Source organism: Nonomuraea turkmeniaca (genome assembly GCF_005889735.1).
GTDB lineage: Bacteria > Actinomycetota > Actinomycetes > Streptosporangiales > Streptosporangiaceae > Nonomuraea > Nonomuraea turkmeniaca.
On the sequence record NZ_VCKY01000138.1, the window covers coordinates 1 to 21,085 of the forward strand.

A 21,085-nucleotide genomic window follows, 5' to 3' on the forward strand; every position below is an offset into this window, starting at 1 on the left:
TTGTCTTAGGGTCTCGTGGGCTCGGAGATGTGTATCAGAGACAGGCCCGAGGTCGTGACCACCGACGCGCCGCCCGGCACGTCCGTGCTCAATTCCGAGCAGACGGACCCTCAGAAGTTGTCGTTGTCCGAGGCGTTCCCGAAGAAGAAGGTCAGCGCGGCGGGCACGACGTTCACCAGGGTCAAGGCCAGCATGGAGACGACCTGCGACAAGGCGGCGACGGGCGCCTTCGCCGAGGCGTTGAAAGAGCAGAAGTGCAGCCGCGTCCTGCGCGCCACGTATGTCGACAGCAAGCGCCGCTACGCCGTCACCACGGGCATCGCCGTGCTCCCGACCAAGGACGCGGCCACGGCCGTCGATCAGACGAAGATCCTCGGCAAGAACGTCTGGTTCCGCCCCCTGCCCGGAGCCGAGGGGTCGGGCGGCGAGCGCGTGCACATCGCGGGCGGCTACGCGTCCGGCCTGGTCTGGGGCAGGTACATCGTCTTCAGCTACGCCACCCACGCCGACGGCCACACGCCGGCGGCCAAGGAGAAGACACTGCCCAAGGTCAGCGGAGCGTTCCGCGACCAGACCTCACTCGTCCTGGAGCGCCGCGCCACCAAGGGCTGAGGGCATCCGTACGCGCCGCGTGGCCTCGGCTCGCGCGGCGAGCTCCCCCTCCGGCGGGTAGCCGACCTCTTCCAGGCACAACCCGTGCGCGGGCGCCACGTGCACGCCGGAGTCCCGTACGGCCCGGGTCAGCACCTCGCCGGGCCACTCGACCGGCCGCCGCCCGTCGCCGGCCGCCAGCAGTGAGCCGACCAGCGCCCGCACCATCGAGTGGCAGAACGCGTCCGCCACGACGGTCGCCACGAGCACGCCGTCCGGCTCGCGTACCCACTGCAGGCGCTGCAGCTCCCTGATCGTGGTGGCCCCTTCGCGCTTCTTGCAGAAGGCGGCGAAGTCGTGCTCGCCGATCAGCCGCGCCGCCGCCGCGTTCAACGAGTCCAGGACCAGAGGGCGGTTGTGCCAGACCACTTCGTGCCGTCGCAGCGGGTCGACACCGCCGACGGCGTCGCTCACGCGGTACGCGTACCGCCGGAACATCGCGGAGAACCGGGCGTCAAAGCCCCCAGGAGCCACGGAGACCCGATAAGTCCGTATATCTGGGGGCAGGACCCCACCCAGGCGCCGAACGAGCGCAGAGAGCCTCTCGTCCACGCCCAGCGGCCCCCGGTTGCCGTCCAATTCGGCCAGCGACGCGTCGGGCACGTCCACATGGGCGACCTGGCCGCGGGCATGCACCCCGGCGTCGGTACGCCCGGCCACGGTCAGCATGGCCGGCTCGTCCAGGCGCAGGATCCGGCCGAGCGCCTGCTCGATCTCGCCCTGGACCGTGCGCCTCCCGGGCTGCCTGGCCCAACCGGAGAAGTCGGTCCCGTCGTACGCGAGGTCGAGGCGGAGCCGTACCACGATGTTTCTCCTTAACCGAAAAAGGGCCCGAACCCCGCGAGGGGGTCCGGGCCCGATTCATTCAGCCTGAAATCAGGCCTCGTCCTTCTTCGCCTCGGCCTCGGCGGCCGGAGCCTCAGCAGCCTCAGGAGCCTCCGCGGCCTCGGCCTTGGGCTCCTCGGCCTTGGGCGCCTCGGTCTCCTCCGCGGCGGGCGCGGCGGCGGCCGTGGGAGCCTCGGTGCGGCGGGTCGTGACGGCGTTCAGCGGCTCGGTCACCAGCTCGATGACCGCCATCGGGGCGTTGTCGCCCTTACGGGGACCGACCTTGGTGATGCGGGTGTAGCCACCGGGACGCTCGGCGAACGTCGTCGCGATCTCGGTGAAGAGGTGGTGAACGACGCCCTTGTCCTTGACGACGGTCAGGACCTGGCGACGGTTGTGGATGTCGCCCTTCTTCGCCTTGGTGATCAGGCGCTCCGCCAGCGGACGCAGGCGCTTGGCCTTCGTGACCGTCGTACGGATCTTGCCGTGGCGGAACAGATCGGTGGCCAGGTTGGCCAGGATCAGCCGCTCGTGCGCCGGGCTGCCGCCAAGACGTGCACCCTTGGTGGGCTTGGGCATTTCATCTCTCCTTGTGGATTAACCCGCCCCGGCCGTACCAGGTACCGGAGTCGGGCCGGCGCCGCGAACGCGCGACACCGTTACTGCCACCCGCATACCCCTCCAGCGCCCGCGAAGGCACCCTCTGGGAGACCGAGCAGCGGCGATTTCTCGCCGCTGCCCTCATCCCCAAAGGACCTCAGCCCTCTGATAGGCGCGGAGGCGATACAAGCGGGACGTGTCTAGTACTGCTCCGTCTCGACGTAAGCGCTGTCGTCGTCGTCATAGCCGCCTCCGGCCACCGCGCTCGGGTCGAACCCGGGCGGGGAGTCCTTGAGCGCCAGCGTCATCTCGTGCAGCTTCTGCTTGACCTCTTCGATCGACTTCGCACCGAAGTTGCGGATGTCGAGCAGGTCCTGCTCGCTGCGCGCCACGAGCTCACCCACGGTGTGGATGCCCTCGCGCTTGAGACAGTTGTACGACCGGACGGTGAGGTTGAGCTCCTCGATCGGCAGCGCCAGGTCGGCGGCCAGGGCGGCGTCGGTCGGCGACGGGCCGATGTCGATGCCCTCGGCCTCGACGTTGAGCTCGCGGGCCAGGCCGAAGAGCTCGACAAGCGTCTTACCGGCGGAGGCCACCGCGTCGCGGGGCTTCATGGCCGGCTTGGTCTCGACGTCGAGGATGAGACGGTCGAAGTCGGTACGCTGCTCGACTCGGGTCGCCTCGACCTTGTAGGTGACCTTGAGGACCGGGGAGTAGATCGAGTCGATCGGAATACGGCCGATCTCCTGACCCGGCTGCTTGTTCTGAGCGGCGGAGACGTAGCCGCGGCCGCGCTCGACGGTCAGCTCCATCTCCAGCTTCGCCTTGCCGTTGAGCGTGGCGATGCGGAGCTCGGGGTTGTGCACCTCGACACCGGCCGGCGGCGCGATGTCGGCGGCGGTGACCTCACCCGGGCCCTGCTTGCGCAGGTACATCACGACCGGCTCGTCGTGCTCGGAGGAGACGACCAGCTCCTTGAGGTTGAGGATGATGTCGGTGACGTCTTCCTTGACCCCGGGAACGGTCGAGAACTCGTGCAGCACGCCCTCGATGCGAATGCTCGTCACGGCCGCGCCCGGAATGGACGACAGCAGCGTGCGGCGCAGCGAGTTGCCGATGGTGTAGCCGAAGCCCGGCTCCAGCGGCTCGATGACGAATCGGGACCGGGTGTCGTCGATCGACTCTTCGAGAAGAGTCGGACGCTGAGCGATCAGCATGTCTGGGTTCTCCCCTTTTTTCGCGTGGCGCCCGCTATATGACGCCACTCCGATAAAAAGCATAGTTGAGGTGCGGAAATCCGCACCTCAACTCAGGCTCACTTCGAGTAGTACTCGACGATGAGCTGCTCTTGCACCTGGGTGTCGATCTGCTGGCGAACCGGCAGCTGGTGAACCAGGACGCGGAGCTTCTCCGGCACGACGCCGAGCCACGCGGGAACGGTGCGCTCGCCCGCGGTCGCGCGAGCGACCTCGTAGGGCAGCAGATTGCGCTTGTTCTCGCGGACCTCGATGATGTCGTGCTCGCGAACGCGGTAGGACGGGATGTCCACCTTCTTGCCGTTCACCAGGATGTGGCCGTGGCGCACCTGCTGGCGAGCGGCGTCACGCGACTGCGCGAACCCGGCGCGGTAGACGACGTTGTCGAGACGGGTCTCCAGGATCTGGAGCAGCACCTCACCCGACTTGCCGCTCTTGCCCGCGGCCTCCTCGTAGTAGTTGCGGAACTGCTTCTCGAGGACGCCGTAGATGCGGCGGGTCTTCTGCTTCTCGCGAAGCTGAAGCTGGTACTCGGACTCCTTGGGGCGTCCGCGGCCGTGCTCACCCGGCGGGTAAGGACGGATCTCGATGGGGCACTTGGCGGACTCGCACTTGCTGCCCTTGAGGAAGAGCTTGGTCTTCTCGCGACGGCAGAGCTTGCAGTCCGCGCCCGTGTAACGAGCCATTTCTCTCTATCTCCTGGGATTCAGACGCGGCGGCGCTTGGGCGGGCGGCAACCGTTGTGCGGAACCGGCGTGACGTCCTGGATCGAACCCACCTCGAGGCCGGTGGCCTGCAGCGAGCGGATCGCGGTCTCACGGCCGGAGCCGGGACCCTTGACGAAGACGTCGACCTTGCGCATGCCGTGCTCCATGGCGCGGCGAGCGGCGTTCTCCGCGGCCATCTGAGCGGCGAACGGGGTGGACTTACGGGAGCCCTTGAAACCCACGTGGCCGGCGCTGGCCCAGGAGATCACGTTCCCGTTGGGGTCGGTGATCGAAACGATCGTGTTGTTGAACGTGCTCTTGATGTGGGCGTGCCCGTGAGCGACGTTCTTCTTTTCCTTGCGGCGCACCTTCTTCGGTGCGCCCTGACGGCTCTTAGGAGGCATTGTTTGCCATTACTCCTGAGATCTTCGGTCCGCGGCTGTGGACTACTTCTTACCGGGCTTCTTCTTGCCGGCGACGGTCTTCTTCTTGCCCTTACGGGTACGCGCGTTGGTCTGCGTGCGCTGACCGTGCACGGGCAGGCCCTTGCGGTGCCGGATGCCCTGGTAGCAGCCAATTTCGATCTTGCGACGAATGTCGGCCTGGACCTCGCGGCGCAGGTCACCCTCGATCTTGAAGTTCGCCTCGATGTAGTCACGCATCGGGACGAGCTCGGTGTCGGAGAGCTGGTGGACGCGGAGGTCGCCGCTGACACCGGTGGCCTGGAGGATCTCCTGGGCGCGGGTGCGGCCGATTCCGTAGATGTAGGTGAGAGCGATCTCCAGCCGCTTCTCGCGGGGGAGGTCGACGCCAACCAGGCGAGCCATGGTCGGGCATTCTCCTTCTCTGTGGCGGAGGTCTTGCGCCTCACTGCCCCTCCCCATGCCCGGGGTGAGGGCCCCGGCCTCCGACCGGGGGTCGCCCGAATGGTTCGGGACCTCCGAAAAGGCCCGCCTACTCGGGTGTGAAACGCGCTAACTGTTTCAGGCTCCTCATGCGTCGAGCCCGCTCCCTGTCGGGGCGGACTCGGAGAAGCCTTGCGGCGACTAGCCCTGGCGCTGCTTGTGGCGCAGGTTGTCGCAGATCACCATGACGCGACCGTGCCGGCGAATCACCTTGCACTTGTCGCAGATCTTCTTGACGCTCGGCTTTACCTTCATTGTCCTTCGTGTTCCTCAGACGTCTTACTTGTATCGGTAGACGATCCGCCCGCGACTCAGGTCGTAGGGGCTCAGTTCAACGACTACCCGGTCGTCAGGAAGGATCCGGATGTAGTGCATCCGCATCCGTCCGCTGATGTGGGCCAGGACCTTATGGCCGTTGTCGAGCTGCACCCGGAACATGGCGTTCGGGAGCGATTCGACCACAGTGCCCTCGATCTCGATGGCGCCGTCTTTTTTGGCCAAAATTCCTCGCGTTTCACTGATCGGTCGTCTGAGGCTCCGGTTCACTAAGCAGCCGCGACCTTCACGCTTCGAAGAGAGCGACGATCAGCAAAGACCGCCGACGCGTGATAAGTCATAGTGAGCCGACTAAGGAGTGTACGACACCTGGCTCAATAACGCGAAACGCGTGCCAGGTGTCCTGACACAACCACGTAACAGTGTACCCCAGGTTCAACCGGCTCAACGCCCACAGCGGAAGGCCCGCCGAGGGAGAGAACTCGGCGGGCCTTCCAGGGGACAGGGCTCTCAGGGCAGTACGGTGCCGCGTGACCATGGCTGGTAGATGCGGTGACTAGTAGATGCGGTGCGAGGAGCCGCAGTACGTGTGCTTGCCACCCCAGCAGGTGTACGTGTACAACTTCTTGATCGCGTGCTTGGACCAGGTCTCGCTGTACGACCCGTTCCACTCGCGGTAGAACTTGTGCCAGCTCCCGCCGGAGTAGTACTTGAACCACACGTAGCCGTGCTTCGAGCCGTACTCCTTGCCGTACCACTTCGTGTAGACCTTGCCGTTCTGCTTCCAGGTCTTGCCGTAGGTGTAGGCCTTGTGGTTGCTGGAGTAGTACTTGCCCCAGTTGCCCATCGACGTCGCCGTCGAGGCGGCGGTCTGGGTCGTGGTGGCCGCCTGGGCGGCGGGGGCGGCGGCGAGACCGGTGATGGCGACCGAAGCGGTGAGGGCGGCGGCTGCGAGGACCTTGCGCATGTGGATTCCTCCATGAGTGGTGCTTCCCGACACCGCTCACGTTAGGCAGTCACGCTTATCCGTTCTGCGCACGAATCCACACAGTGCACTAGTGCACAAAGTCCTACTTCTTTTGCTTCTTCTCCGGCTGGTTACTCCCGAAGATGGTGCTCACCAGCAAAATCACACCCCACGGCCCCATCACCCACAGCGGCCACGGATAGACCCCTCCGTCCGCTGAGATGTTCACGATCAGCCAGATGACCCAGTTGATCCCGCTGGCCATGGCCCAGGCGCCCCAGGCAGCCTTCATGCCCGAATGCATGCCGTCTTTGCTCTCGATGGCCTTCGCCTGCTTCGCGGGCCGGTTGCGCAGGTCCACGTCGGGCAGGTCGACCGTCAGCTTGGCGAGTTCGCCATACGTCTTGCTCTTGTAGAGCTGTTCGAGCCGCTCGTTGAACTCGTCCATCGAGATGCGGCCCTCGGCGGTGTGCTCGCGAAGGATGGCGGCCACCCGGTCGCGATCGGAGTCGGATGCTCGCATTTCGGGGCTGTTCGCCATCCCACCCACTCCAGGGCTAGTTCTGCAGTTGAGTTAGGCGCTCCTTGCCCCCGTCTAGGGCGGTTAGCACCCAAGGACCATTATGTGTCACGGCAACGCTGTGTTCGAAGTGTGCGGAGGCCTTGCCGTCGATCGTCACCACGGTCCAGTCGTCGGCCAGCACGCGCGTGCGATCCGTGCCCAGGTTGACCATCGGCTCGATGGCCAGGCACATGCCCTCCTCCAGCACCGGGCCCCGGCCGGGCCGGCCGTGGTTGGCGATCCACGGGTCCATGTGCATCTCGGTGCCGATGCCGTGGCCGCCGTACTCCTGAGGGATGCCGAACCGGCCTTGCGACTTGACGTACCGCTCGATCTCGTGGCCGATGTCGGACAGGTGGCGGCCGGGCCGCAGCACCGCGATGCCGCGCCACATGGACTCTTCCGTGACCCGCATCAGCTCCGTGAGATGGGGATCCACCTCGCCGACCGGGACAGTGACCGCCGAGTCGCCATGCCAGCCCTCGAGGATGGCACCGCAGTCGATCGAGATGATGTCGCCCTCACGCAGCTTGCGGGCGTCGCCCGGGATGCCGTGCACCACCTCGTCGTTCACCGACGCGCAGATCGTCGCGGGAAAGCCCTGGTACCCCTTGAACGACGGGATCGCGCCCTCGTCCCTGATCGCCTTCTCGGCGATGGAGTCGAGGTCGAGCGGCGTCATGCCGGGCTCGACCGAGCGCTTCAGCAGGTCGAGCGTGCGCCCGACCACCAGCCCCGCCGCCCGCATCTTCTCGAGCTGCTCTGGTGACTTGATCTGGATTCCGTGGCGGTTCCTCTTGAACATGTTCTGCCCCCCTGGGTCTCAACGGGCCACCTGGGGGCCCAATTCCCCCACAATAGCCGCGAGGTGGCACGGAAACCCGTGCCACCTCCGCACATCAATGCCGCCGCAGCTAGCCCATGAACGGGCGGATCGCCTCCATGGCTCGCTGGGTGACCTCCTCGACCGGACCGGTCGCGTCGACCCCCACGAGGATGCCCTCGTCGGCGTAGTAAGAGACCAGCGGCGCCGTCTGCTCCTGGTAGACCTCCAGGCGGTGCCGTACGGTCTCCTCCTTGTCGTCGTCCCGCTGGAACAGCGCGCCCCCGCACGCGTCGCACTCGTCGTCCTTCTTGTCGTCGAACTCGACGTGCCAGATGCGGCCGCACTGGCTGCAGGTGCGCCGGCCGGCCAGTCGCCTGACCACTTCGTCGTCGTCCACGACCAGCTCGAGGACGAGGTCCAGAGCCTGGCCCCAGTCCTTGAGCATGTCGCGCAGGATCTCGGCCTGCGCGACGTTCCGCGGGAACCCGTCGAGCAGGAAACCGTCCTGCGCGTCAGACTCCGAGAGCCGATCGCGGACCATGGCGATGGTGACCTCGTCGGGCACCAGGTCGCCACGGTCCATATATGTCTTGGCCAGCTTGCCAAGATCCGTGCCCCCCGAGACGTTGGCACGGAAGATGTCACCTGTCGAGATCTTCGGGATGGACAGGTTCGATGCGATGTACTGGGCCTGTGTCCCCTTACCCGCTCCGGGGGGCCCGACCAGAACGAGACGCACTACCGCAGGAAGCCTTCGTAATTACGCTGCTGAAGCTGGCTCTCGACCTGCTTAACCGTGTCCAGTCCGACGCCTACCATGATCAGAATACTCGTCCCTCCGAACGGGAAGTTCTGGCTCGCACCGGCGATCGCCAGCGCGACGATCGGGACCATGGAGATCAGACCCAGATAGAGCGCGCCCGGCGTGGTCAGACGGGTGAGCACGAAGTTCAGGTATTCAGCCGTCGGTCGGCCGGGGCGGATGCCCGGAATGAAACCACCGTACTTCTTCATGTTGTCGGCGACTTCAGTGGGGTTGAACGTAATCGACACGTAGAAGTACGTGAAGAAGACGATCAGCAGGAAGAACGTGGCCATGTAGATCGGCGTGTCGCCCGTGGCCAGGTTCTGTGAGATCCACCGGATCACGACGTTGTCGCTGGTCTGGAAGAGCGACGTCACCAGCTGCGGGAGGTAGAGCAGCGAGGAGGCGAAGATGACCGGGATGATGCCGGCCTGGTTGACCTTGAGCGGGATGTAGGTGGACGTGCCGCCGTACATCCTTCGGCCGACCATCCGCTTGGCGTATTGGACGGGGATGCGGCGCTGCCCCTGCTCGACGAAGACCACCGCGGCGATCATGAAGACGCCGACCACCATGACGACCGCGAAGGTGAACTTGTTGGCCTGGAAGATGTTGGCCAGCTCGGACGGGAAGACCGCGACGATCTGGGTGAAGATCAGGATGGACATGCCGTTGCCGACGCCCCGGTCGGTGATGAGCTCACCGAGCCACATGATCACCGACGTACCGGCGGTCATGATGACCACCATCGTCACGATCTGGAAGATGTTGTCGGGGTCGAGCAGAACGTCCTGCTGGCAGTTCGGGAAGAGCTGGCCGGTGCGGGCGAGCGCGATGAACGCGGTCGACTGCAGGACCGCCAGGCCGATGGTCAGATAGCGCGTGTACTGCGTGATCTTCGCCTGGCCGGACTGGCCTTCCTTCTTCAGCGCCTCGAGTCGTGGAATCACGACGACGAGCAGCTGCAGAATGATGCTCGCGGTGATGTACGGCATGATGCCGAGCGCGAACACTGAAAGTTTCAGGAGGGCGCCGCCGCTGAACAGCTGCACCATCCCATAGATGTTGCCGGTGTCTTGATCAGCGCGCGCCTGATTGAAACAGGCCGCCAGATTCTGTACGTGAACTCCCGGAGTCGGAAGAACCGAGCCGAGACGGAAAAGCGCGATGATGCCCAGGGTGAAGAGCAACTTCTTGCGCAGGTCCGGCGTCCGGAACGCCCGGGTAAACGCGGTCAGCACGGTCCCTCCTGCGCGCCTATAAGGCGATGTGAGTATGCGGCGATGGTGCGGGAATCTGCCATCTGAGTCTCATTGTCAAACGAGCCGGACAGAAGCCTGCCGTCTGCGAACTCTAACGCACTACGGGCGTGGGGGCCCATTGTCAGAACCCCCACGCCTCGTCATAGCGTTGCTACAGCTCGGTAACGGAGCCACCGGCGGCGGCGATCTTCTCCTTCGCGGCGGCCGAGAAGGCATGCGCCTCCACGTTCACCGCGACCGAGATCTCGCCGGTGCCGAGCACCTTGACGAGCTGGTTCTTGCGAACAGCACCCTTGGCGACCAGCGTCTCGACGGTGACTTGGCCACCCTCGGGGAACAGCTCGCCGATCTTGTCAAGGTTGACGACCTGGTAGGTCGTCTTGAACAGGGCGTTGGAGAAGCCCTTGAGCTTCGGCAGACGCCTCTGCAGCGGCACCTGGCCACCCTCGAAGCCGAGGGGAACCGTCGTACGGGCGTGGCTGCCCTTGGTGCCGCGACCAGCCGTCTTGCCCTTGGACGCCTCGCCACGACCCTTGCGGATCTTGGCCTTGTTGGCGCCCGGGGCCGGACGGAGGTCGTGAATCTTGAGCGGAGCCTTGTCAGTCATGACTAGTCGACCTCTTCCACCTCGACGAGGTGCGTCACCACGGCGACCATCCCGCGAATCTCGGGCCGGTCCTCCTTGACGACGACATCGCCGATTCGCTTCAGGCCAAGCGAACGCAGCGAGTCACGCTGGTTCTGCTTGCCACCGATCTTCGAGCGAACCTGAGTGATCTTCAGGCGTGCCACGACTAGCTCACCGCCTTAGCGGCCGCGGCCTCGGCGATGCCCTCGCGCTGAGCCTTGAGCATCCGGGCCGGGGCCACGTCCTCGATCGGCAGGCCACGGCGGGCGGCGATCTCCTCGGGCCGGGAAAGGCCCTTCAGAGCCGCCACGGTGGCGTGCACGATGTTGATCGGGTTGTCCGAGCCGAGCGACTTGGACAGCACGTCGTGGATGCCGGCGCACTCCAGCACCGCACGCACCGGGCCACCGGCGATGACGCCGGTACCGGCCGAGGCCGGACGCAGGAAGACGACACCGGCCGCCTCCTCGCCCTGCACGGTGTGCGGGATGGTGCCCTGGATGCGGGGCACCTTGAAGAAGTGCTTCTTCGCTTCCTCGACGCCCTTGGCGATGGCCGCGGGGACTTCCTTGGCCTTGCCATAGCCGACGCCGACCAGGCCGTTGCCGTCACCGACGACGACGAGGGCGGTGAAGCTGAAGCGACGACCACCCTTCACGACCTTGGCCACTCGGTTGATCTTCACTACGCGCTCGATGTACGAGACGCCCTTGTCGGCGGCGCCACCGCGGCGATCGTCACGACGGTCCCGCCGCTCGCCACCGGTGCCGCCACCGCGACGCGGAGCTGCAGCCATCAGTGGTTCCTCATCTCAATTGCGGTCATCAGAACTCGAGCCCGCCTTCGCGGGCGCTGTCCGCCAGAGCGGCGATGCGCCCGGCATAGCGGTTTCCACCGCGGTCGAAGACGACCGCCGTGATCCCGGCTTCCTTGGCCCGCTGAGCGAGGAGCTCGCCGACCTTCTTCGCCTTCTCGGTCTTGTCCGCCTCCAGCGTGCGCAGCGAGGCGTCCATGGTGGACGCGCTCACCAGCGTGTGGCCGACGGTGTCGTCCACGATCTGGACGAACATGTGACGGGTCGAGCGGTTGACGACCAGGCGCGGACGCGCGGCCGTACCGACGACGTTCTTGCGGACGCGGCGGTGACGGCGGGCCCGCGAGACGGTGCGGGCAGCCGTGTGCTTGCTGAACGCAGTCTTCGGAGCCATGCCTACTTACCAGCCTTTCCGACCTTGCGGCGGATTTGTTCGCCTTGGTAACGCACGCCCTTGCCCTTGTACGGGTCCGGCTTGCGCAACTTGCGGATGTTGGCGGCGACCTCGCCGACCTTCTGCTTGTCGATGCCGTCCACGTGGAACAGGGTCGGCTTCTCTACGCGGAAGGAGACGCCCTCGGGGGCGTCGACGATGACCGGGTGGCTGAAGCCCAGCGAGAACTCCAGCTGCGTCGGGCCCTTGGCCTGGACGCGGTAACCGACGCCGACGATCTCCAGGGACTTCGAGTAGCCCTGGGTGACGCCCTGCACCATGTTGGCGATCAGCGTCCTGGACAGGCCGTGCAGCGCACGTACCTTGTTCTCGTCGTTGGGCCGGATGACGGCGATGGCGCCGTCATCGTCCCGAGCCACCTTGATGGGCTCGGCGACCTTGTGGGTAAGCGTGCCCTTCGGGCCCTTGACCTGGACATCCTGGCCGTCGATCGCGATGTCTACGCCGCTGGGCACAGGGATGGGCAGCCGTCCGATTCTCGACATGCTGTGTTCCTCCCCTCTACCAGACGTAGGCGAGGACTTCCCCGCCCACACCACGCTTGCCGGCCTGCTTGTCGGTCATGAGGCCGTGGGACGTCGAGATGATCGCGACGCCCAGTCCGCCCAGGACTCGAGGCAGGTTGTCCTTCTTCGCATAAACCCGCAGACCGGGCTTGGAAACCCGGCGCAGGCCCGCGAGCGAACGCTCACGGGTGGGCCCGAACTTGAGCTCCACCACGAGGTTCTTCCCGACCTTGGCGTCTTCGACGGTCCAGGCCTGGATGTAACCCTCCTGCTGGAGGATCTCGGCGATGTGCGCCTTGATCTTCGAATACGGCATCGACACGCTTTCGTGGTACGCCGAGTTCGCGTTGCGCAGACGCGTCAGCATGTCTGCGATCGGGTCGGTCATCGTCATGATGGCCAGTGGCCTTCCTCGCCGCGGTTTCCAGTCGGCCAAGCAGTGCTAATGGTCGAGTCCGCCTCAGCCAGCACCCTGAGGTCTGCTTCGCATCCCTCAGCGGCCGCTTCGGCTACCTCTCCGTGCTCTGCCGGTGGACCTACAGCGTGGTCATGGACACTCGTGAGAGCGTCCGATCTTCTTCTGAAATATGGGCACTCAGGGGCGGCCCTGTGCCGCCCCTAAGGTTATCTACCAGCTGGACTTGGTGATGCCGGGCAGCTCGCCCCGGTGCGCCATCTCGCGGAAGCACACGCGGCAGAGCCCGAACTTGCGGTAGACGGCGCGCGGCCGGCCACAACGCGTGCACCGGGTGTAGGCCCGGACCTCGAACTTCTGCTTGCGCCCCGCCTTGGCGATCAGCGACTTCTTCGCCATTGGATCAGGCCTCCTTGAAGGGGAAGCCGAGAAGCTTCAGCAGCGCCCGGCCCTGGTCGTCGTTCTTCGCGGTGGTCACGATCGTGATGTCCATGCCCCGCGGCCGGTCGACCTTGTCCTGGTCGACCTCGTGGAACATGACCTGCTCGGTCAGACCGAACGTGTAGTTGCCGTTGCCGTCGAACTGCTTGGGCGACAGGCCGCGGAAGTCCCTGATACGGGGCAGCGCCAGCGCCAGCAGCCGGTCCAGGAACTCCCACATGCGGTCGCCGCGCAGCGTGACGTGCGCACCGATCGGCATGCCCTCACGCAGCTTGAACTGGGCGATGGACTTGCGGGCCCGGACAACGGCCGGCTTCTGGCCGGTGATCGCGGTGAGGTCGCGGACGGCACCCTCGATGAGCTTCGAGTCGCGAGCCGCCTCGCCGACACCCATGTTGACCTTGATCTTGGTCAGGGCCGGGATCTGCATGACGTTCTCGATGCCGAACTGCTCGCGAAGCTGCTGCGCGATCTCCTCGCGGTACTTCGTCTTGAGTCGCGGCGTCGGACGCTCGGTCTCAGTGGTCGTGGCAGTCATCAGCTGTCCTCACCCGTCTTCTCGTCAGCCGTGTTCTCGTCGGCCTTCTTGTCGGCGGGCTTGTCGTCCTTGAGCTTCTTCACGTTCGAGACGTGGATAGGAGCCTCCATGGTCTGCACGCCGCCCGTCTTGGCGCCACGCGGACCCTGGTGCGTCTCCTTCTCGTGCTTCTTGATCATGTTGACGCCCTCGACCACCACGCGGTCCTCGCGCGGGAGAGTGGCGATCACACGACCCTTGGCACCCTTGTCCTTGCCGGCGATGACCCGGACCAGGTCGCCCTTCTTCACGTGCAACGACTTCGGCATTACAGCACCTCCGGAGCGAGCGAGATGATGCGCATGAACTTCTTGTCACGCAGCTCGCGACCGACCGGGCCGAAGATACGAGTGCCGCGAGGGTCACCGCTGTCCTTGATGATGACGGCGGCGTTCTCGTCGAAGCGGATGTAGGAGCCGTCGGGCCGGCGGCGCTCCTTGACAGTGCGGACGATGACGGCCTTGACCACGTCGCCCTTCTTGACGCCCGTGCTGCCCGGCAGAGCGTCCTTGACAGTGGCGACGATGACGTCGCCGATACCGGCGTAGCGTCGGCCCGAGCCACCGAGAACGCGGATGCAAAGGATCTCCTTGGCACCCGTGTTGTCGGCGACCTTGAGCCGCGACTCCTGCTGGATCACGTTGAACTCCTGTTAGTCGCGCCGGTTCTCATCTCTGAGCCTGGCGGAACCGTTGTTGTCTTGTTCCCCCGGCCACAGCCCCCTCAGGGGGCCGCACCGCAGGCGACGCGGGGCCAGGTGGCCCCGCGTCCTTGGACGCCGTCATGGGGGCTCTCAGAGCCCCCACGAGGCGCGGTATATCCGAGAAGGGTTACTTGGCCTTCTCGAGGATCTCCACGACCCTCCACCGCTTGGTGGCGGAGAGGGGGCGGGTCTCCATGAGCAGCACGCGGTCGCCGACGCCACAGGCGTTGGCCTCGTCGTGTGCCTTGTACTTGGTCGTACGGCGGATGACCTTGCCGTACAGACGGTGCTTCACGCGGTCCTCGACGGCGACGACGACGGTCTTGTCCATCTTGTCGCTGACGACCAGGCCCTCACGGACCTTGCGGAAGTTCCGCGCATCCTCGGTGGTGTTCTCAGTGGTCTCGGTCTCAGCCATCGCTCGTCTCCTTCTCGACCGTGACGATGCCCAGCTCGCGCTCGCGCATCACGGTGTAGATACGGGCGATCTCGCGGCGGACGGCACGCAGCCGCCCGTGGCTCTCCAACTGACCGGTCGCCGCCTGGAAGCGGAGGTTGAACAGCTCCTCCTTCGCCTCCTTGAGCTTCTGGACCAGGGTGTCCTGGTCCTCCACCCGCAGCTCGCCGGCGGTCAGGCCCTTAGCCATCACGCCTCACCCACTTCACGCTTAACGATCTTGCACTTCATCGGCAGCTTGTGGATCGCCCTGGTGAGCGCCTCACGCGCGACCGACTCCGCCACGCCGGACAGCTCGAACATCACGCGTCCGGGCTTGACGTTGGCGATCCACCACTCCGGCGAACCCTTACCGGAACCCATGCGGGTCTCGGCGGGCTTCTTGGTGAGCGGACGGTCGGGGTAGATGTTGATCCACACCTTGCCGCCACGGCGGATGTGACGGGTCATGGCGATACGAGCGGACTCGATCTGGCGGTTGGTCACGTAGGAGTGCTCAATCGCCTGGATGCCGTACTCGCCGAACGTGACCCTGGTGCCGCCCTTGGCGGCTCCGCTGCGGTCAGGCCGGTGCTGCTTGCGGTGCTTGACCCTGCGCGGGATCAGCATGGTCAGCTCCCTTCAGCACCCGGCTGCGCGGCCGGGCCGGTCTCAGGGGCAGCCTGGGAGGCAGCCTCGGTACGGGGGGCGCGGCCGCCGCGACGCGGACGCTCGCCACCACGGCGGGGACGCTCTCCACCGCCGCCACGACGGTCGTCGCGCTCGCGACGCTGGCCGGCACGAGCGCCGGCGGCAGCCGCCTCGCGCTCGGCGCGGCTGGTCGGAGCCTCGCCCTTGTAGATCCAGACCTTCACGCCGATGCGGCCGAAGGTCGTGCGGGCCTCGTAGAAGCCGTAGTCGATGTCCGCGCGGAGCGTGTGCAGCGGCACCCGGCCCTCGCGGTAGAACTCCGACCGCGACATCTCAGCGCCGCCCAGACGACCGGAGCACTGGACACGGATGCCCTTGGCGCCGGACTTCATGGCCGACTGCATCGCCTTGCGCATGGCACGGCGGAACGAGACACGGCTGGACAGCTGCTCGGCCACGCCCTGCGCGACGAGCTGCGCGTCGATCTCCGGGTTCTTGACCTCGAGAATGTTGAGCTGGACCTGCTTCTTGGTCAGCTTCTCCAGGTCGCCACGGATGCGGTCCGCCTCGGCGCCGCGCCGGCCGATCACGATGCCGGGACGCGCGGTGTGGATGTCCACCTGCACGCGGTCCGTGGTGCGCTCGATCTCGACCTTGGAGATGCCGGCCCGCTCCATGCCCTTCTGCAGCATGCGGCGGATCGCCACGTCCTCGGCGACGTACGACTTGTACAGCTTGTCGGCGTACCACCGGCTCTTGAAGTCGGTCGTGATGCCGAGGCGGAACCCGTGCGGGTTAACCTTCTGGCCCACTATCGGGTCCTTCCCTTCGGCTCGCGGGACTCCACGATCACAGTGATGTGGCTCGTCCGCTTGTTGATCCGATAGGCGCGACCCTGTGCACGCGGGCGGAACCGCTTCAGCGTCGGGCCCTCGTCGACCCACGCCCGGCTCACGACGAGCGTGCTGGGGTCGAGATCGAAGTTGTGCTCAGCGTTGGCCATGGCGCTGCTGAGCACCTTGTAGATCGGCTCGCTCGCCGACTGGGGAGCGAACTGCAGCACGGCCTGCGCCTCCGAAGCGGGCAGCCCGCGAATAAGGTCCACCACGCGGCGGGCCTTGAGGGGCGTGACACGGACGAACCGCGCCTGAGCCCTGGCTTCCATCGCTTACTCCTCTAAATGCTTCTGAAGGCGTCTATCGCCGGCTGCGCCGGTCGTCCTTGACGTGGCTGCGGAACGTCCGCGTAGGGGCGAACTCTCCGAGCTTGTGGCCGATCATCGACTCGGTGACGAACACCGGGACGTGCTTGCGGCCGTCGTGCACGGCGATCGTGTGCCCCAGCATGTCGGGAACGATCATGGAGCGCCGCGACCACGTCTTGATGACGGTCTTGGTGCCCTTCTCGTTCTGGACGTCGACCTTCTTCTGAAGGTGCTCGTCCACGAAGGGACCCTTCTTAAGGCTACGTGGCATTTCGGCTGCTCCTACCGCTTCTTCCTCTTAGACCGACGGCGGATGATCAGCCTGTCGCTGGCCTTGTTCGCCTGACGGGTACGGCCCTCGGGCTTGCCCTTGGGGTTCACCGGGTGACGACCACCGGAGGTCTTGCCCTCACCACCACCATGCGGGTGGTCGACAGGGTTCATCGCGACACCGCGGACGGTGGGGCGCTTGCCCTTCCACCGCATACGGCCGGCCTTGCCCCAGTTGATGTTGGCCTGCTCGGCGTTGCCGACCTGACCGACCGACGCCCGGCAGCGCACGTCGACCATGCGCATCTCACCGGACGGCATACGCAGAGTGGCGTACTGGCCTTCCTTGGCGAGCAGCTGGATCTGGGCGCCCGCGCTGCGGCCGAGCTTGGCGCCGCCGCCCGGACGGAGCTCCACCGCGTGGATGAAGGTACCGGTCGGGATGTTGCGCAGCGGCAGGCAGTTGCCCGGCTTGATGTCGGCCGCGGGGCCGTTCTCGATTCGGTCGCCCTGCTTGAGGCCGGTCGGCGCGATGATGTAGCGCTTCTCGCCGTCCGCGTAGTGGAGCAGAGCGATATTGGCGGTGCGGTTGGGGTCGTACTCGATGTGAGCGACCTTGGCCGGAATGCCGTCCTTGTCATGCCTACGGAAGTCAATGATCCGGTAGGCGCGCTTGTGACCGCCGCCTTGGTGGCGTGCGGTGACCCGGCCGTGTACGTTGCGGCCGCCCTTGCTGTGAAGGGGCGCAAGCAACGACTTCTCGGGCTCGCTGCGGGTGATCTCGGAGAAGTCCGAGACACTCGATCCGCGGCGACCCGGAGTGGTCGGCTTGTACTTACGGATGCCCATCTTTTTCGTTCATCCTTCGTCGGTTACATGGGTGAGCCCGCCGCACCGAAGTGCGACGGTCTCAGCCCCGCACGAGCCCTGCGGCCCGTACTCACTTCTATGGCTGCTAGCCGATCTGACCGAAGATGTCGATCCGATCGCCCTCGACCAGGCTCACGATCGCGCGCTTGGTGTCGGGACGCTTGCCGTAGCCGGTACGGGTCCGCTTGCGCTTGCCCTGCCGGTTGATCGTGTTCACGTCGGTGACCTTGACCCCGAAGATCTGCTCAACGGCAATCTTGACCTGAGTCTTGTTCGCGGTCGTCTTCACCAGGAACGTGTACTTGTTGTGCTCATCGATCAGGCCGTAGCTCTTCTCAGAGACGACCGGCTTGATGATGACGTCGCGCGGGTCGGCGATCTTCTCCATCAGGCCTCTTCTCCCTTGCTGGACGCCGCCGCGGAAAGCCTGGCCACGACCTGGTCGTACGCCGCCTGGGTGAAGACCACGTCGTCGGACACGAGCACGTCGTACGTGTTGAGCTGCCCCGCGTCCAGCAGGTGGACCTCAGGAGCGTTGCGCAGGCTCAGCCACATCAACTCGTCGGCCTCGTCGACCACGACCAGCACCCGCGGCGCCTGCGTGATCTTGCGCAGCGCCTCGAGCGCGGCCTTGGTCTTGGGGGTCTCCCCCGTGACCAGCGAGCTGACCACGTGGACGCGGCCGCCGCTCGCGCGGTCGGACAGGGCGCCGCGCAGCGCGGCGGCCTTCATCTTCTTGGGCGTGCGCTGCGAGTAGTCACGCGGCAGGGGACCGTGAACGGTGCCACCGCCGGCGAACTGCGGCGCGCGGGTCGAGCCCTGACGGGCGCGGCCGGTGCCCTTCTGGCGGTACGGCTTCTTGCCGCCGCCGGAGACCTCACCACGGGTCTTGGCCTTGTGGGTGCCCTGCCGGCGAGCGGCGAGCTGGGCCACGACCACCTGGTGGATCAGCGGAACGTTGACCTTGGTACCGAAAATGTCCTCCGGCAGGTCAACCGTGCCGGTCTTCGCCCCGCTGGGGTCGAGGACGTCGATAGTGGTGCTCACTTGGATGCCCCCTTCTTGGCAGCGGTACGGACGAGGACCAGGCTGCCGTTGGCGCCGGGGATCGCACCCTTGATCAGGATGAGACCGTTCTCGGCGTCCACGGAGTGAACCTTGAGGCTCTGCACGGTGGTGCGGACGTTACCCATCCGGCCAGCCATGCGCAGACCCTTGAAAACGCGGCCCGGGGTGGCGCAGCCACCGATGGAACCCGGCGAGCGGTGCTTGCGCTGCGTACCGTGCGACGCGCCCAGACCACCGAAGCCGTGGCGCTTCATGACACCGGCGAAGCCCTTGCCCTTGCTCTTGCCCGTCACGTCGACGAACTGGCCGGCCTCGAAGGTGTCGGCCAGCAGCTCCTGGCCCAGGGTGTAGTCGCTCGCGTCGTCGGTGCGGATCTCCGCGAAGTAACGGCGCGGGGTGATGTCGTGCTTGCGCAGGTAGTCGCCGAGCGGCTTGTTGACCTTCCTGGGGTCGACCTGCCCGAAGCCGAGCTGGACGGCGGAGTAGCCGTCCTTCTCGGCGGTGCGGACGCGGGTCACCACGCACGGACCGGCCTCGACCACGGTGACCGGGACCATCCGGTTGTCCGCGTCGAAGACCTGGGTCATGCCGAGCTTCTTGCCCAGGACGCCCTTGATCGTCTTAGCCATGTCAGTGCGTTCCCTCAGAGCTTGATCGAAATGTCGACACCCGCGGGGAGGTCGAGCCGCATGAGCGAGTCAACCGTCTTGGGGGTCGGATCGATGATGTCAATCAGCCGCTTGTGCGTGCGCATCTCGAAGTGCTCGCGGCTGTCCTTGTACTTGTGCGGCGAGCGGATGACGCAGTACACGTTCTTCTCGGTCGGCAGCGGCACCGGGCCCGCGACCTTCGCGCCAGTCCGCGTCACCGTCTCGACGATCTTCTTGGCCGAGCTATCGATGACCTCGTGGTCATAGGCCTTAAGCCGGATGCGGATCTTCTGTCCCGCCATAATGGCCTCGGTGTCCTTCGCTGTCGTCTGAAAAAGTATCGTGCGGCCTGTTGCCGCTGTGTGCGTGCGGGTCGAACCCGCATTGACCCCACGGAGCAGACGTAGTCGATCTGCCATTTCTTCCGTGATCCGGCAGTGACTTCGGTCACGCGGGCCGAAGCTACTGCTGGATCACGGCGCCATGCATGGGGCCTACATGGTGCGACGGTCGGTCCCGAGGTTCGGGGCCGACCGCCGCCCCAACGGTCTAGCTACTTGATGATCTTCACGACCCGGCCGGCGCCGACGGTGCGGCCACCCTCACGGATCGCGAACTTGAGGCCTTCCTCCATGGCGATGGGCTGGATCAGCTCAACGCGCATTTCGGTGTTGTCGCCCGGCATGACCATCTCGGTGCCCTCAGGGAGGTGCACGACACCGGTCACGTCAGTCGTACGGAAGTAGAACTGCGGGCGGTAGTTGTTGAAGAACGGCGTGTGGCGGCCGCCCTCGTCCTTGGACAGGATGTAGACCTGGCCGGTGAACTCGGTGTGCGGGGTGGTCGTGCCCGGCTTGATGATGCACTGGCCGCGCTCGACGTCGTCGCGCTTGATGCCGCGGAGCAGCAGGGCGGCGTTGTCACCCGCGTGACCCTCGTCGAGCATCTTGTTGAACATCTCGATGCTGGTGACGGTGGTCGTCGTCTTCTCCGGCTTGATGCCGATGATGTCGACCTGCTCGTTGACCTTGACGATGCCGCGCTCGATACGACCGGTGACGACGGTGCCGCGACCGGTGATCGAGAAGACGTCCTCGACCGGCATGAGGAACGGCTTCTCCGTCTCACGCGGGGGCTCGGGAACACTCTCGTCGACGGCGTTCATCAGCTCGATGATGCTGTCGGCCCACTTCTCGTCGCCCTCAAGAGCCTTGAGCGCGGAGACGCGGACGACCGGCAGGTCGTCGCCGGGGAACTCCTGAGCGGACAGGAGCTCACGAACCTCGAGCTCGACGAGCTCCAGGATCTCCTCGTCGTCCACCATGTCGGACTTGTTGAGGGCTACGACGATGTAGGGAACGCCGACCTGGCGGGCCAGGAGGACGTGCTCCTTCGTCTGCGGCATCGGGCCGTCAGTGGCGGCGACCACGAGGATGGCGCCGTCCATCTGAGCGGCACCCGTGATCATGTTCTTGACGTAGTCCGCGTGACCCGGGCAGTCGACGTGCGCGTAGTGACGCTTCTCCGTCTGGTACTCGACGTGCGCGATCGAGATCGTGATGCCGCGAGCCTTCTCCTCGGGCGCCTTGTCGATCTTGTCGAACGGGGTCGCCTTGTTGAGCTCGGGGAAACGGTCGTGAAGCACCTTGGTGATCGCCGCGGTCAGCGTGGTCTTGCCGTGGTCGATGTGTCCAATGGTGCCGATGTTCATGTGCGGCTTGGTCCGCTCGAACTTGGCCTTGCCCACTGGTTCTCT

General features: G+C 65.8%; 36 protein-coding genes. 1 reads left to right on the plus strand and 35 read right to left on the minus strand.

Annotation, left to right across the window (positions count from 1 at the left end; translation table 11 throughout):
• Positions 1–54 precede the first annotated feature (54 nt).
• Positions 55–612 (plus strand): hypothetical protein, encoded by a 558-nt coding sequence (locus tag ETD86_RS33075; RefSeq protein WP_138670587.1) that lies wholly within the window; start codon positions 55–57, stop codon positions 610–612.
• Here ETD86_RS33075 and truA read toward each other — a convergent pair.
• The 35 genes from truA to tuf all read right to left on the minus strand — a co-directional run bounded on the left by truA (position 577) and on the right by tuf (position 21,076).
• Entirely contained in the window at positions 577–1,455 is an 879-nt protein-coding gene (gene truA / locus ETD86_RS33080; RefSeq protein ID WP_138670588.1) for a tRNA pseudouridine(38-40) synthase TruA, read from the minus strand. The genes ETD86_RS33075 and truA overlap by 36 nt on opposite strands.
• Positions 1,456–1,527: 72 nt before the next feature.
• Positions 1,528–2,055, minus strand: a complete 528-nt coding sequence (gene rplQ / locus ETD86_RS33085; RefSeq protein ID WP_138670589.1) for a 50S ribosomal protein L17 — start codon at positions 2,053–2,055, stop codon at positions 1,528–1,530.
• Between the two features lie 221 nt (positions 2,056–2,276).
• Positions 2,277–3,293: a DNA-directed RNA polymerase subunit alpha gene (locus tag ETD86_RS33090; protein WP_138670590.1), complete on the minus strand. Its 1,017-nt coding sequence runs from the start codon at positions 3,291–3,293 to the stop codon at positions 2,277–2,279.
• 98 nt (positions 3,294–3,391) lie between these two features.
• Entirely contained in the window at positions 3,392–4,018 is a 627-nt protein-coding gene (rpsD, locus tag ETD86_RS33095) for a 30S ribosomal protein S4 (protein ID WP_138670591.1), read from the minus strand.
• Between the two features lie 20 nt (positions 4,019–4,038).
• Positions 4,039–4,443, minus strand: coding sequence for a 30S ribosomal protein S11 (gene rpsK / locus ETD86_RS33100; protein WP_020542285.1), 405 nt, complete (start codon positions 4,441–4,443; stop codon positions 4,039–4,041).
• A 42-nt stretch (positions 4,444–4,485) separates the two neighbouring features.
• The gene (gene rpsM / locus ETD86_RS33105) at positions 4,486–4,866 is read right to left on the minus strand and encodes a 30S ribosomal protein S13 (protein ID WP_125644650.1); all 381 of its coding nucleotides are present in this window, start codon (positions 4,864–4,866) and stop codon (positions 4,486–4,488) included.
• 219 nt (positions 4,867–5,085) lie between these two features.
• Positions 5,086–5,199 (minus strand): 50S ribosomal protein L36, encoded by a 114-nt coding sequence (gene rpmJ / locus ETD86_RS33110; protein ID WP_003956441.1) that lies wholly within the window; start codon positions 5,197–5,199, stop codon positions 5,086–5,088.
• A gap of 24 nt (positions 5,200–5,223) precedes the next feature.
• Entirely contained in the window at positions 5,224–5,445 is a 222-nt protein-coding gene (gene infA / locus ETD86_RS33115; protein ID WP_012887858.1) for a translation initiation factor IF-1, read from the minus strand.
• 331 nt (positions 5,446–5,776) lie between these two features.
• Positions 5,777–6,187: a hypothetical protein gene (locus ETD86_RS33120; protein WP_170223402.1), complete on the minus strand. Its 411-nt coding sequence runs from the start codon at positions 6,185–6,187 to the stop codon at positions 5,777–5,779.
• 103 nt (positions 6,188–6,290) lie between these two features.
• A complete protein-coding gene (locus tag ETD86_RS33130) occupies positions 6,291–6,728 on the minus strand; it encodes a DUF1707 SHOCT-like domain-containing protein (RefSeq protein WP_138670593.1) in 438 nt (145 codons plus the stop codon).
• 16 nt (positions 6,729–6,744) lie between these two features.
• The gene (gene map, locus ETD86_RS33135) at positions 6,745–7,554 is read right to left on the minus strand and encodes a type I methionyl aminopeptidase (protein WP_138670594.1); all 810 of its coding nucleotides are present in this window, start codon (positions 7,552–7,554) and stop codon (positions 6,745–6,747) included.
• 109 nt (positions 7,555–7,663) lie between these two features.
• Positions 7,664–8,314 carry an adenylate kinase gene (locus ETD86_RS33140; protein ID WP_138670595.1) on the minus strand — a complete coding sequence of 217 codons (651 nt, stop codon included), beginning with the start codon at positions 8,312–8,314 and terminating at the stop codon, positions 7,664–7,666.
• Entirely contained in the window at positions 8,314–9,621 is a 1,308-nt protein-coding gene (gene secY / locus ETD86_RS33145; protein ID WP_138670596.1) for a preprotein translocase subunit SecY, read from the minus strand. Before secY ends, ETD86_RS33140 begins: the two co-directional genes overlap by 1 nt.
• A gap of 172 nt (positions 9,622–9,793) precedes the next feature.
• Complete coding sequence (rplO, locus tag ETD86_RS33150) at positions 9,794–10,249, minus strand: 50S ribosomal protein L15 (protein WP_138670597.1); 456 nt, start codon at positions 10,247–10,249, stop codon at positions 9,794–9,796.
• A 2-nt stretch (positions 10,250–10,251) separates the two neighbouring features.
• A complete protein-coding gene (rpmD, locus tag ETD86_RS33155; protein ID WP_020542293.1) occupies positions 10,252–10,434 on the minus strand; it encodes a 50S ribosomal protein L30 in 183 nt (60 codons plus the stop codon).
• Between the two features lie 2 nt (positions 10,435–10,436).
• Entirely contained in the window at positions 10,437–11,066 is a 630-nt protein-coding gene (gene rpsE / locus ETD86_RS33160) for a 30S ribosomal protein S5 (RefSeq protein WP_049572667.1), read from the minus strand.
• Between the two features lie 28 nt (positions 11,067–11,094).
• A complete protein-coding gene (rplR, locus tag ETD86_RS33165) occupies positions 11,095–11,478 on the minus strand; it encodes a 50S ribosomal protein L18 (RefSeq protein ID WP_138670598.1) in 384 nt (127 codons plus the stop codon).
• A gap of 2 nt (positions 11,479–11,480) precedes the next feature.
• Positions 11,481–12,023, minus strand: coding sequence for a 50S ribosomal protein L6 (gene rplF, locus ETD86_RS33170; protein ID WP_138670599.1), 543 nt, complete (start codon positions 12,021–12,023; stop codon positions 11,481–11,483).
• Positions 12,024–12,039: 16 nt separating this feature from the next.
• Positions 12,040–12,438, minus strand: a complete 399-nt coding sequence (gene rpsH / locus ETD86_RS33175) for a 30S ribosomal protein S8 (RefSeq protein ID WP_138670600.1) — start codon at positions 12,436–12,438, stop codon at positions 12,040–12,042.
• A gap of 234 nt (positions 12,439–12,672) precedes the next feature.
• Complete coding sequence (locus tag ETD86_RS33180) at positions 12,673–12,858, minus strand: type Z 30S ribosomal protein S14 (protein ID WP_090769707.1); 186 nt, start codon at positions 12,856–12,858, stop codon at positions 12,673–12,675.
• Positions 12,859–12,862: 4 nt separating this feature from the next.
• Positions 12,863–13,438, minus strand: coding sequence for a 50S ribosomal protein L5 (gene rplE, locus ETD86_RS33185; RefSeq protein ID WP_138670601.1), 576 nt, complete (start codon positions 13,436–13,438; stop codon positions 12,863–12,865).
• A complete protein-coding gene (gene rplX, locus ETD86_RS33190; RefSeq protein WP_246148581.1) occupies positions 13,438–13,734 on the minus strand; it encodes a 50S ribosomal protein L24 in 297 nt (98 codons plus the stop codon). Before rplX ends, rplE begins: the two co-directional genes overlap by 1 nt.
• 11 nt (positions 13,735–13,745) lie before the next feature.
• Positions 13,746–14,117 (minus strand): 50S ribosomal protein L14, encoded by a 372-nt coding sequence (rplN, locus tag ETD86_RS33195; protein ID WP_026214151.1) that lies wholly within the window; start codon positions 14,115–14,117, stop codon positions 13,746–13,748.
• 190 nt (positions 14,118–14,307) lie between these two features.
• Positions 14,308–14,598 (minus strand): 30S ribosomal protein S17, encoded by a 291-nt coding sequence (gene rpsQ / locus ETD86_RS33200; RefSeq protein ID WP_138670603.1) that lies wholly within the window; start codon positions 14,596–14,598, stop codon positions 14,308–14,310.
• Positions 14,591–14,827 carry a 50S ribosomal protein L29 gene (rpmC, locus tag ETD86_RS33205; RefSeq protein WP_080047279.1) on the minus strand — a complete coding sequence of 79 codons (237 nt, stop codon included), beginning with the start codon at positions 14,825–14,827 and terminating at the stop codon, positions 14,591–14,593. The genes rpsQ and rpmC overlap by 8 nt, the downstream gene beginning before the upstream one ends.
• A complete protein-coding gene (gene rplP, locus ETD86_RS33210; protein ID WP_138670604.1) occupies positions 14,827–15,246 on the minus strand; it encodes a 50S ribosomal protein L16 in 420 nt (139 codons plus the stop codon). The genes rpmC and rplP overlap by 1 nt, the downstream gene beginning before the upstream one ends.
• A gap of 2 nt (positions 15,247–15,248) precedes the next feature.
• Entirely contained in the window at positions 15,249–16,079 is an 831-nt protein-coding gene (gene rpsC / locus ETD86_RS33215) for a 30S ribosomal protein S3 (protein WP_138670605.1), read from the minus strand.
• Positions 16,079–16,432 (minus strand): 50S ribosomal protein L22, encoded by a 354-nt coding sequence (gene rplV / locus ETD86_RS33220; protein ID WP_103960883.1) that lies wholly within the window; start codon positions 16,430–16,432, stop codon positions 16,079–16,081. The genes rpsC and rplV overlap by 1 nt, the downstream gene beginning before the upstream one ends.
• Positions 16,433–16,463: 31 nt before the next feature.
• Positions 16,464–16,742: a 30S ribosomal protein S19 gene (gene rpsS / locus ETD86_RS33225; protein ID WP_138670606.1), complete on the minus strand. Its 279-nt coding sequence runs from the start codon at positions 16,740–16,742 to the stop codon at positions 16,464–16,466.
• An 11-nt stretch (positions 16,743–16,753) separates the two neighbouring features.
• Positions 16,754–17,590: a 50S ribosomal protein L2 gene (rplB, locus tag ETD86_RS33230; protein ID WP_138670607.1), complete on the minus strand. Its 837-nt coding sequence runs from the start codon at positions 17,588–17,590 to the stop codon at positions 16,754–16,756.
• A 106-nt stretch (positions 17,591–17,696) separates the two neighbouring features.
• Positions 17,697–17,999, minus strand: coding sequence for a 50S ribosomal protein L23 (rplW, locus tag ETD86_RS33235; RefSeq protein WP_138670608.1), 303 nt, complete (start codon positions 17,997–17,999; stop codon positions 17,697–17,699).
• Positions 17,999–18,658: a 50S ribosomal protein L4 gene (gene rplD / locus ETD86_RS33240; protein WP_138670609.1), complete on the minus strand. Its 660-nt coding sequence runs from the start codon at positions 18,656–18,658 to the stop codon at positions 17,999–18,001. Before rplD ends, rplW begins: the two co-directional genes overlap by 1 nt.
• Complete coding sequence (rplC, locus tag ETD86_RS33245) at positions 18,655–19,308, minus strand: 50S ribosomal protein L3 (protein ID WP_138670610.1); 654 nt, start codon at positions 19,306–19,308, stop codon at positions 18,655–18,657. Before rplC ends, rplD begins: the two co-directional genes overlap by 4 nt.
• Positions 19,309–19,322: 14 nt before the next feature.
• Positions 19,323–19,631, minus strand: a complete 309-nt coding sequence (rpsJ, locus tag ETD86_RS33250) for a 30S ribosomal protein S10 (protein ID WP_012887830.1) — start codon at positions 19,629–19,631, stop codon at positions 19,323–19,325.
• A gap of 251 nt (positions 19,632–19,882) precedes the next feature.
• A complete protein-coding gene (gene tuf / locus ETD86_RS33255; protein ID WP_138670611.1) occupies positions 19,883–21,076 on the minus strand; it encodes an elongation factor Tu in 1,194 nt (397 codons plus the stop codon).
• Positions 21,077–21,085: the final 9 nt, after the last annotated feature.

Coding starts and splice junctions, on each gene's coding strand:
- rplQ (WP_138670589.1), bottom strand. CDS start 2,055: ATGCCCAAGCCCACCAAGGGTGCACGTCTTGGCGGCAGCCCGGCGCAC.
- ETD86_RS33090 (WP_138670590.1), bottom strand. CDS start 3,293: ATGCTGATCGCTCAGCGTCCGACTCTTCTCGAAGAGTCGATCGACGAC.
- rpsD (WP_138670591.1), bottom strand. CDS start 4,018: ATGGCTCGTTACACGGGCGCGGACTGCAAGCTCTGCCGTCGCGAGAAG.
- rpsK (WP_020542285.1), bottom strand. CDS start 4,443: ATGCCTCCTAAGAGCCGTCAGGGCGCACCGAAGAAGGTGCGCCGCAAG.
- rpsM (WP_125644650.1), bottom strand. CDS start 4,866: ATGGCTCGCCTGGTTGGCGTCGACCTCCCCCGCGAGAAGCGGCTGGAG.
- rpmJ (WP_003956441.1), bottom strand. CDS start 5,199: ATGAAGGTAAAGCCGAGCGTCAAGAAGATCTGCGACAAGTGCAAGGTG.
- ETD86_RS33120 (WP_170223402.1), bottom strand. CDS start 6,187: ATGCGCAAGGTCCTCGCAGCCGCCGCCCTCACCGCTTCGGTCGCCATC.
- ETD86_RS33130 (WP_138670593.1), bottom strand. CDS start 6,728: ATGGCGAACAGCCCCGAAATGCGAGCATCCGACTCCGATCGCGACCGG.
- map (WP_138670594.1), bottom strand. CDS start 7,554: ATGTTCAAGAGGAACCGCCACGGAATCCAGATCAAGTCACCAGAGCAG.
- rplO (WP_138670597.1), bottom strand. CDS start 10,249: ATGACTGACAAGGCTCCGCTCAAGATTCACGACCTCCGTCCGGCCCCG.
- rpsE (WP_049572667.1), bottom strand. CDS start 11,066: ATGGCTGCAGCTCCGCGTCGCGGTGGCGGCACCGGTGGCGAGCGGCGG.
- rplR (WP_138670598.1), bottom strand. CDS start 11,478: ATGGCTCCGAAGACTGCGTTCAGCAAGCACACGGCTGCCCGCACCGTC.
- rplF (WP_138670599.1), bottom strand. CDS start 12,023: ATGTCGAGAATCGGACGGCTGCCCATCCCTGTGCCCAGCGGCGTAGAC.
- rpsH (WP_138670600.1), bottom strand. CDS start 12,438: ATGACGATGACCGACCCGATCGCAGACATGCTGACGCGTCTGCGCAAC.
- ETD86_RS33180 (WP_090769707.1), bottom strand. CDS start 12,858: ATGGCGAAGAAGTCGCTGATCGCCAAGGCGGGGCGCAAGCAGAAGTTC.
- rplE (WP_138670601.1), bottom strand. CDS start 13,438: ATGACTGCCACGACCACTGAGACCGAGCGTCCGACGCCGCGACTCAAG.
- rpsQ (WP_138670603.1), bottom strand. CDS start 14,598: ATGGCTGAGACCGAGACCACTGAGAACACCACCGAGGATGCGCGGAAC.
- rpmC (WP_080047279.1), bottom strand. CDS start 14,827: ATGGCTAAGGGCCTGACCGCCGGCGAGCTGCGGGTGGAGGACCAGGAC.
- rplP (WP_138670604.1), bottom strand. CDS start 15,246: ATGCTGATCCCGCGCAGGGTCAAGCACCGCAAGCAGCACCGGCCTGAC.
- rplV (WP_103960883.1), bottom strand. CDS start 16,432: ATGGAAGCCAGGGCTCAGGCGCGGTTCGTCCGTGTCACGCCCCTCAAG.
- rpsS (WP_138670606.1), bottom strand. CDS start 16,742: ATGCCACGTAGCCTTAAGAAGGGTCCCTTCGTGGACGAGCACCTTCAG.
- rplB (WP_138670607.1), bottom strand. CDS start 17,590: ATGGGCATCCGTAAGTACAAGCCGACCACTCCGGGTCGCCGCGGATCG.
- rplW (WP_138670608.1), bottom strand. CDS start 17,999: ATGGAGAAGATCGCCGACCCGCGCGACGTCATCATCAAGCCGGTCGTC.
- rplC (WP_138670610.1), bottom strand. CDS start 19,308: ATGGCTAAGACGATCAAGGGCGTCCTGGGCAAGAAGCTCGGCATGACC.
- rpsJ (WP_012887830.1), bottom strand. CDS start 19,631: ATGGCGGGACAGAAGATCCGCATCCGGCTTAAGGCCTATGACCACGAG.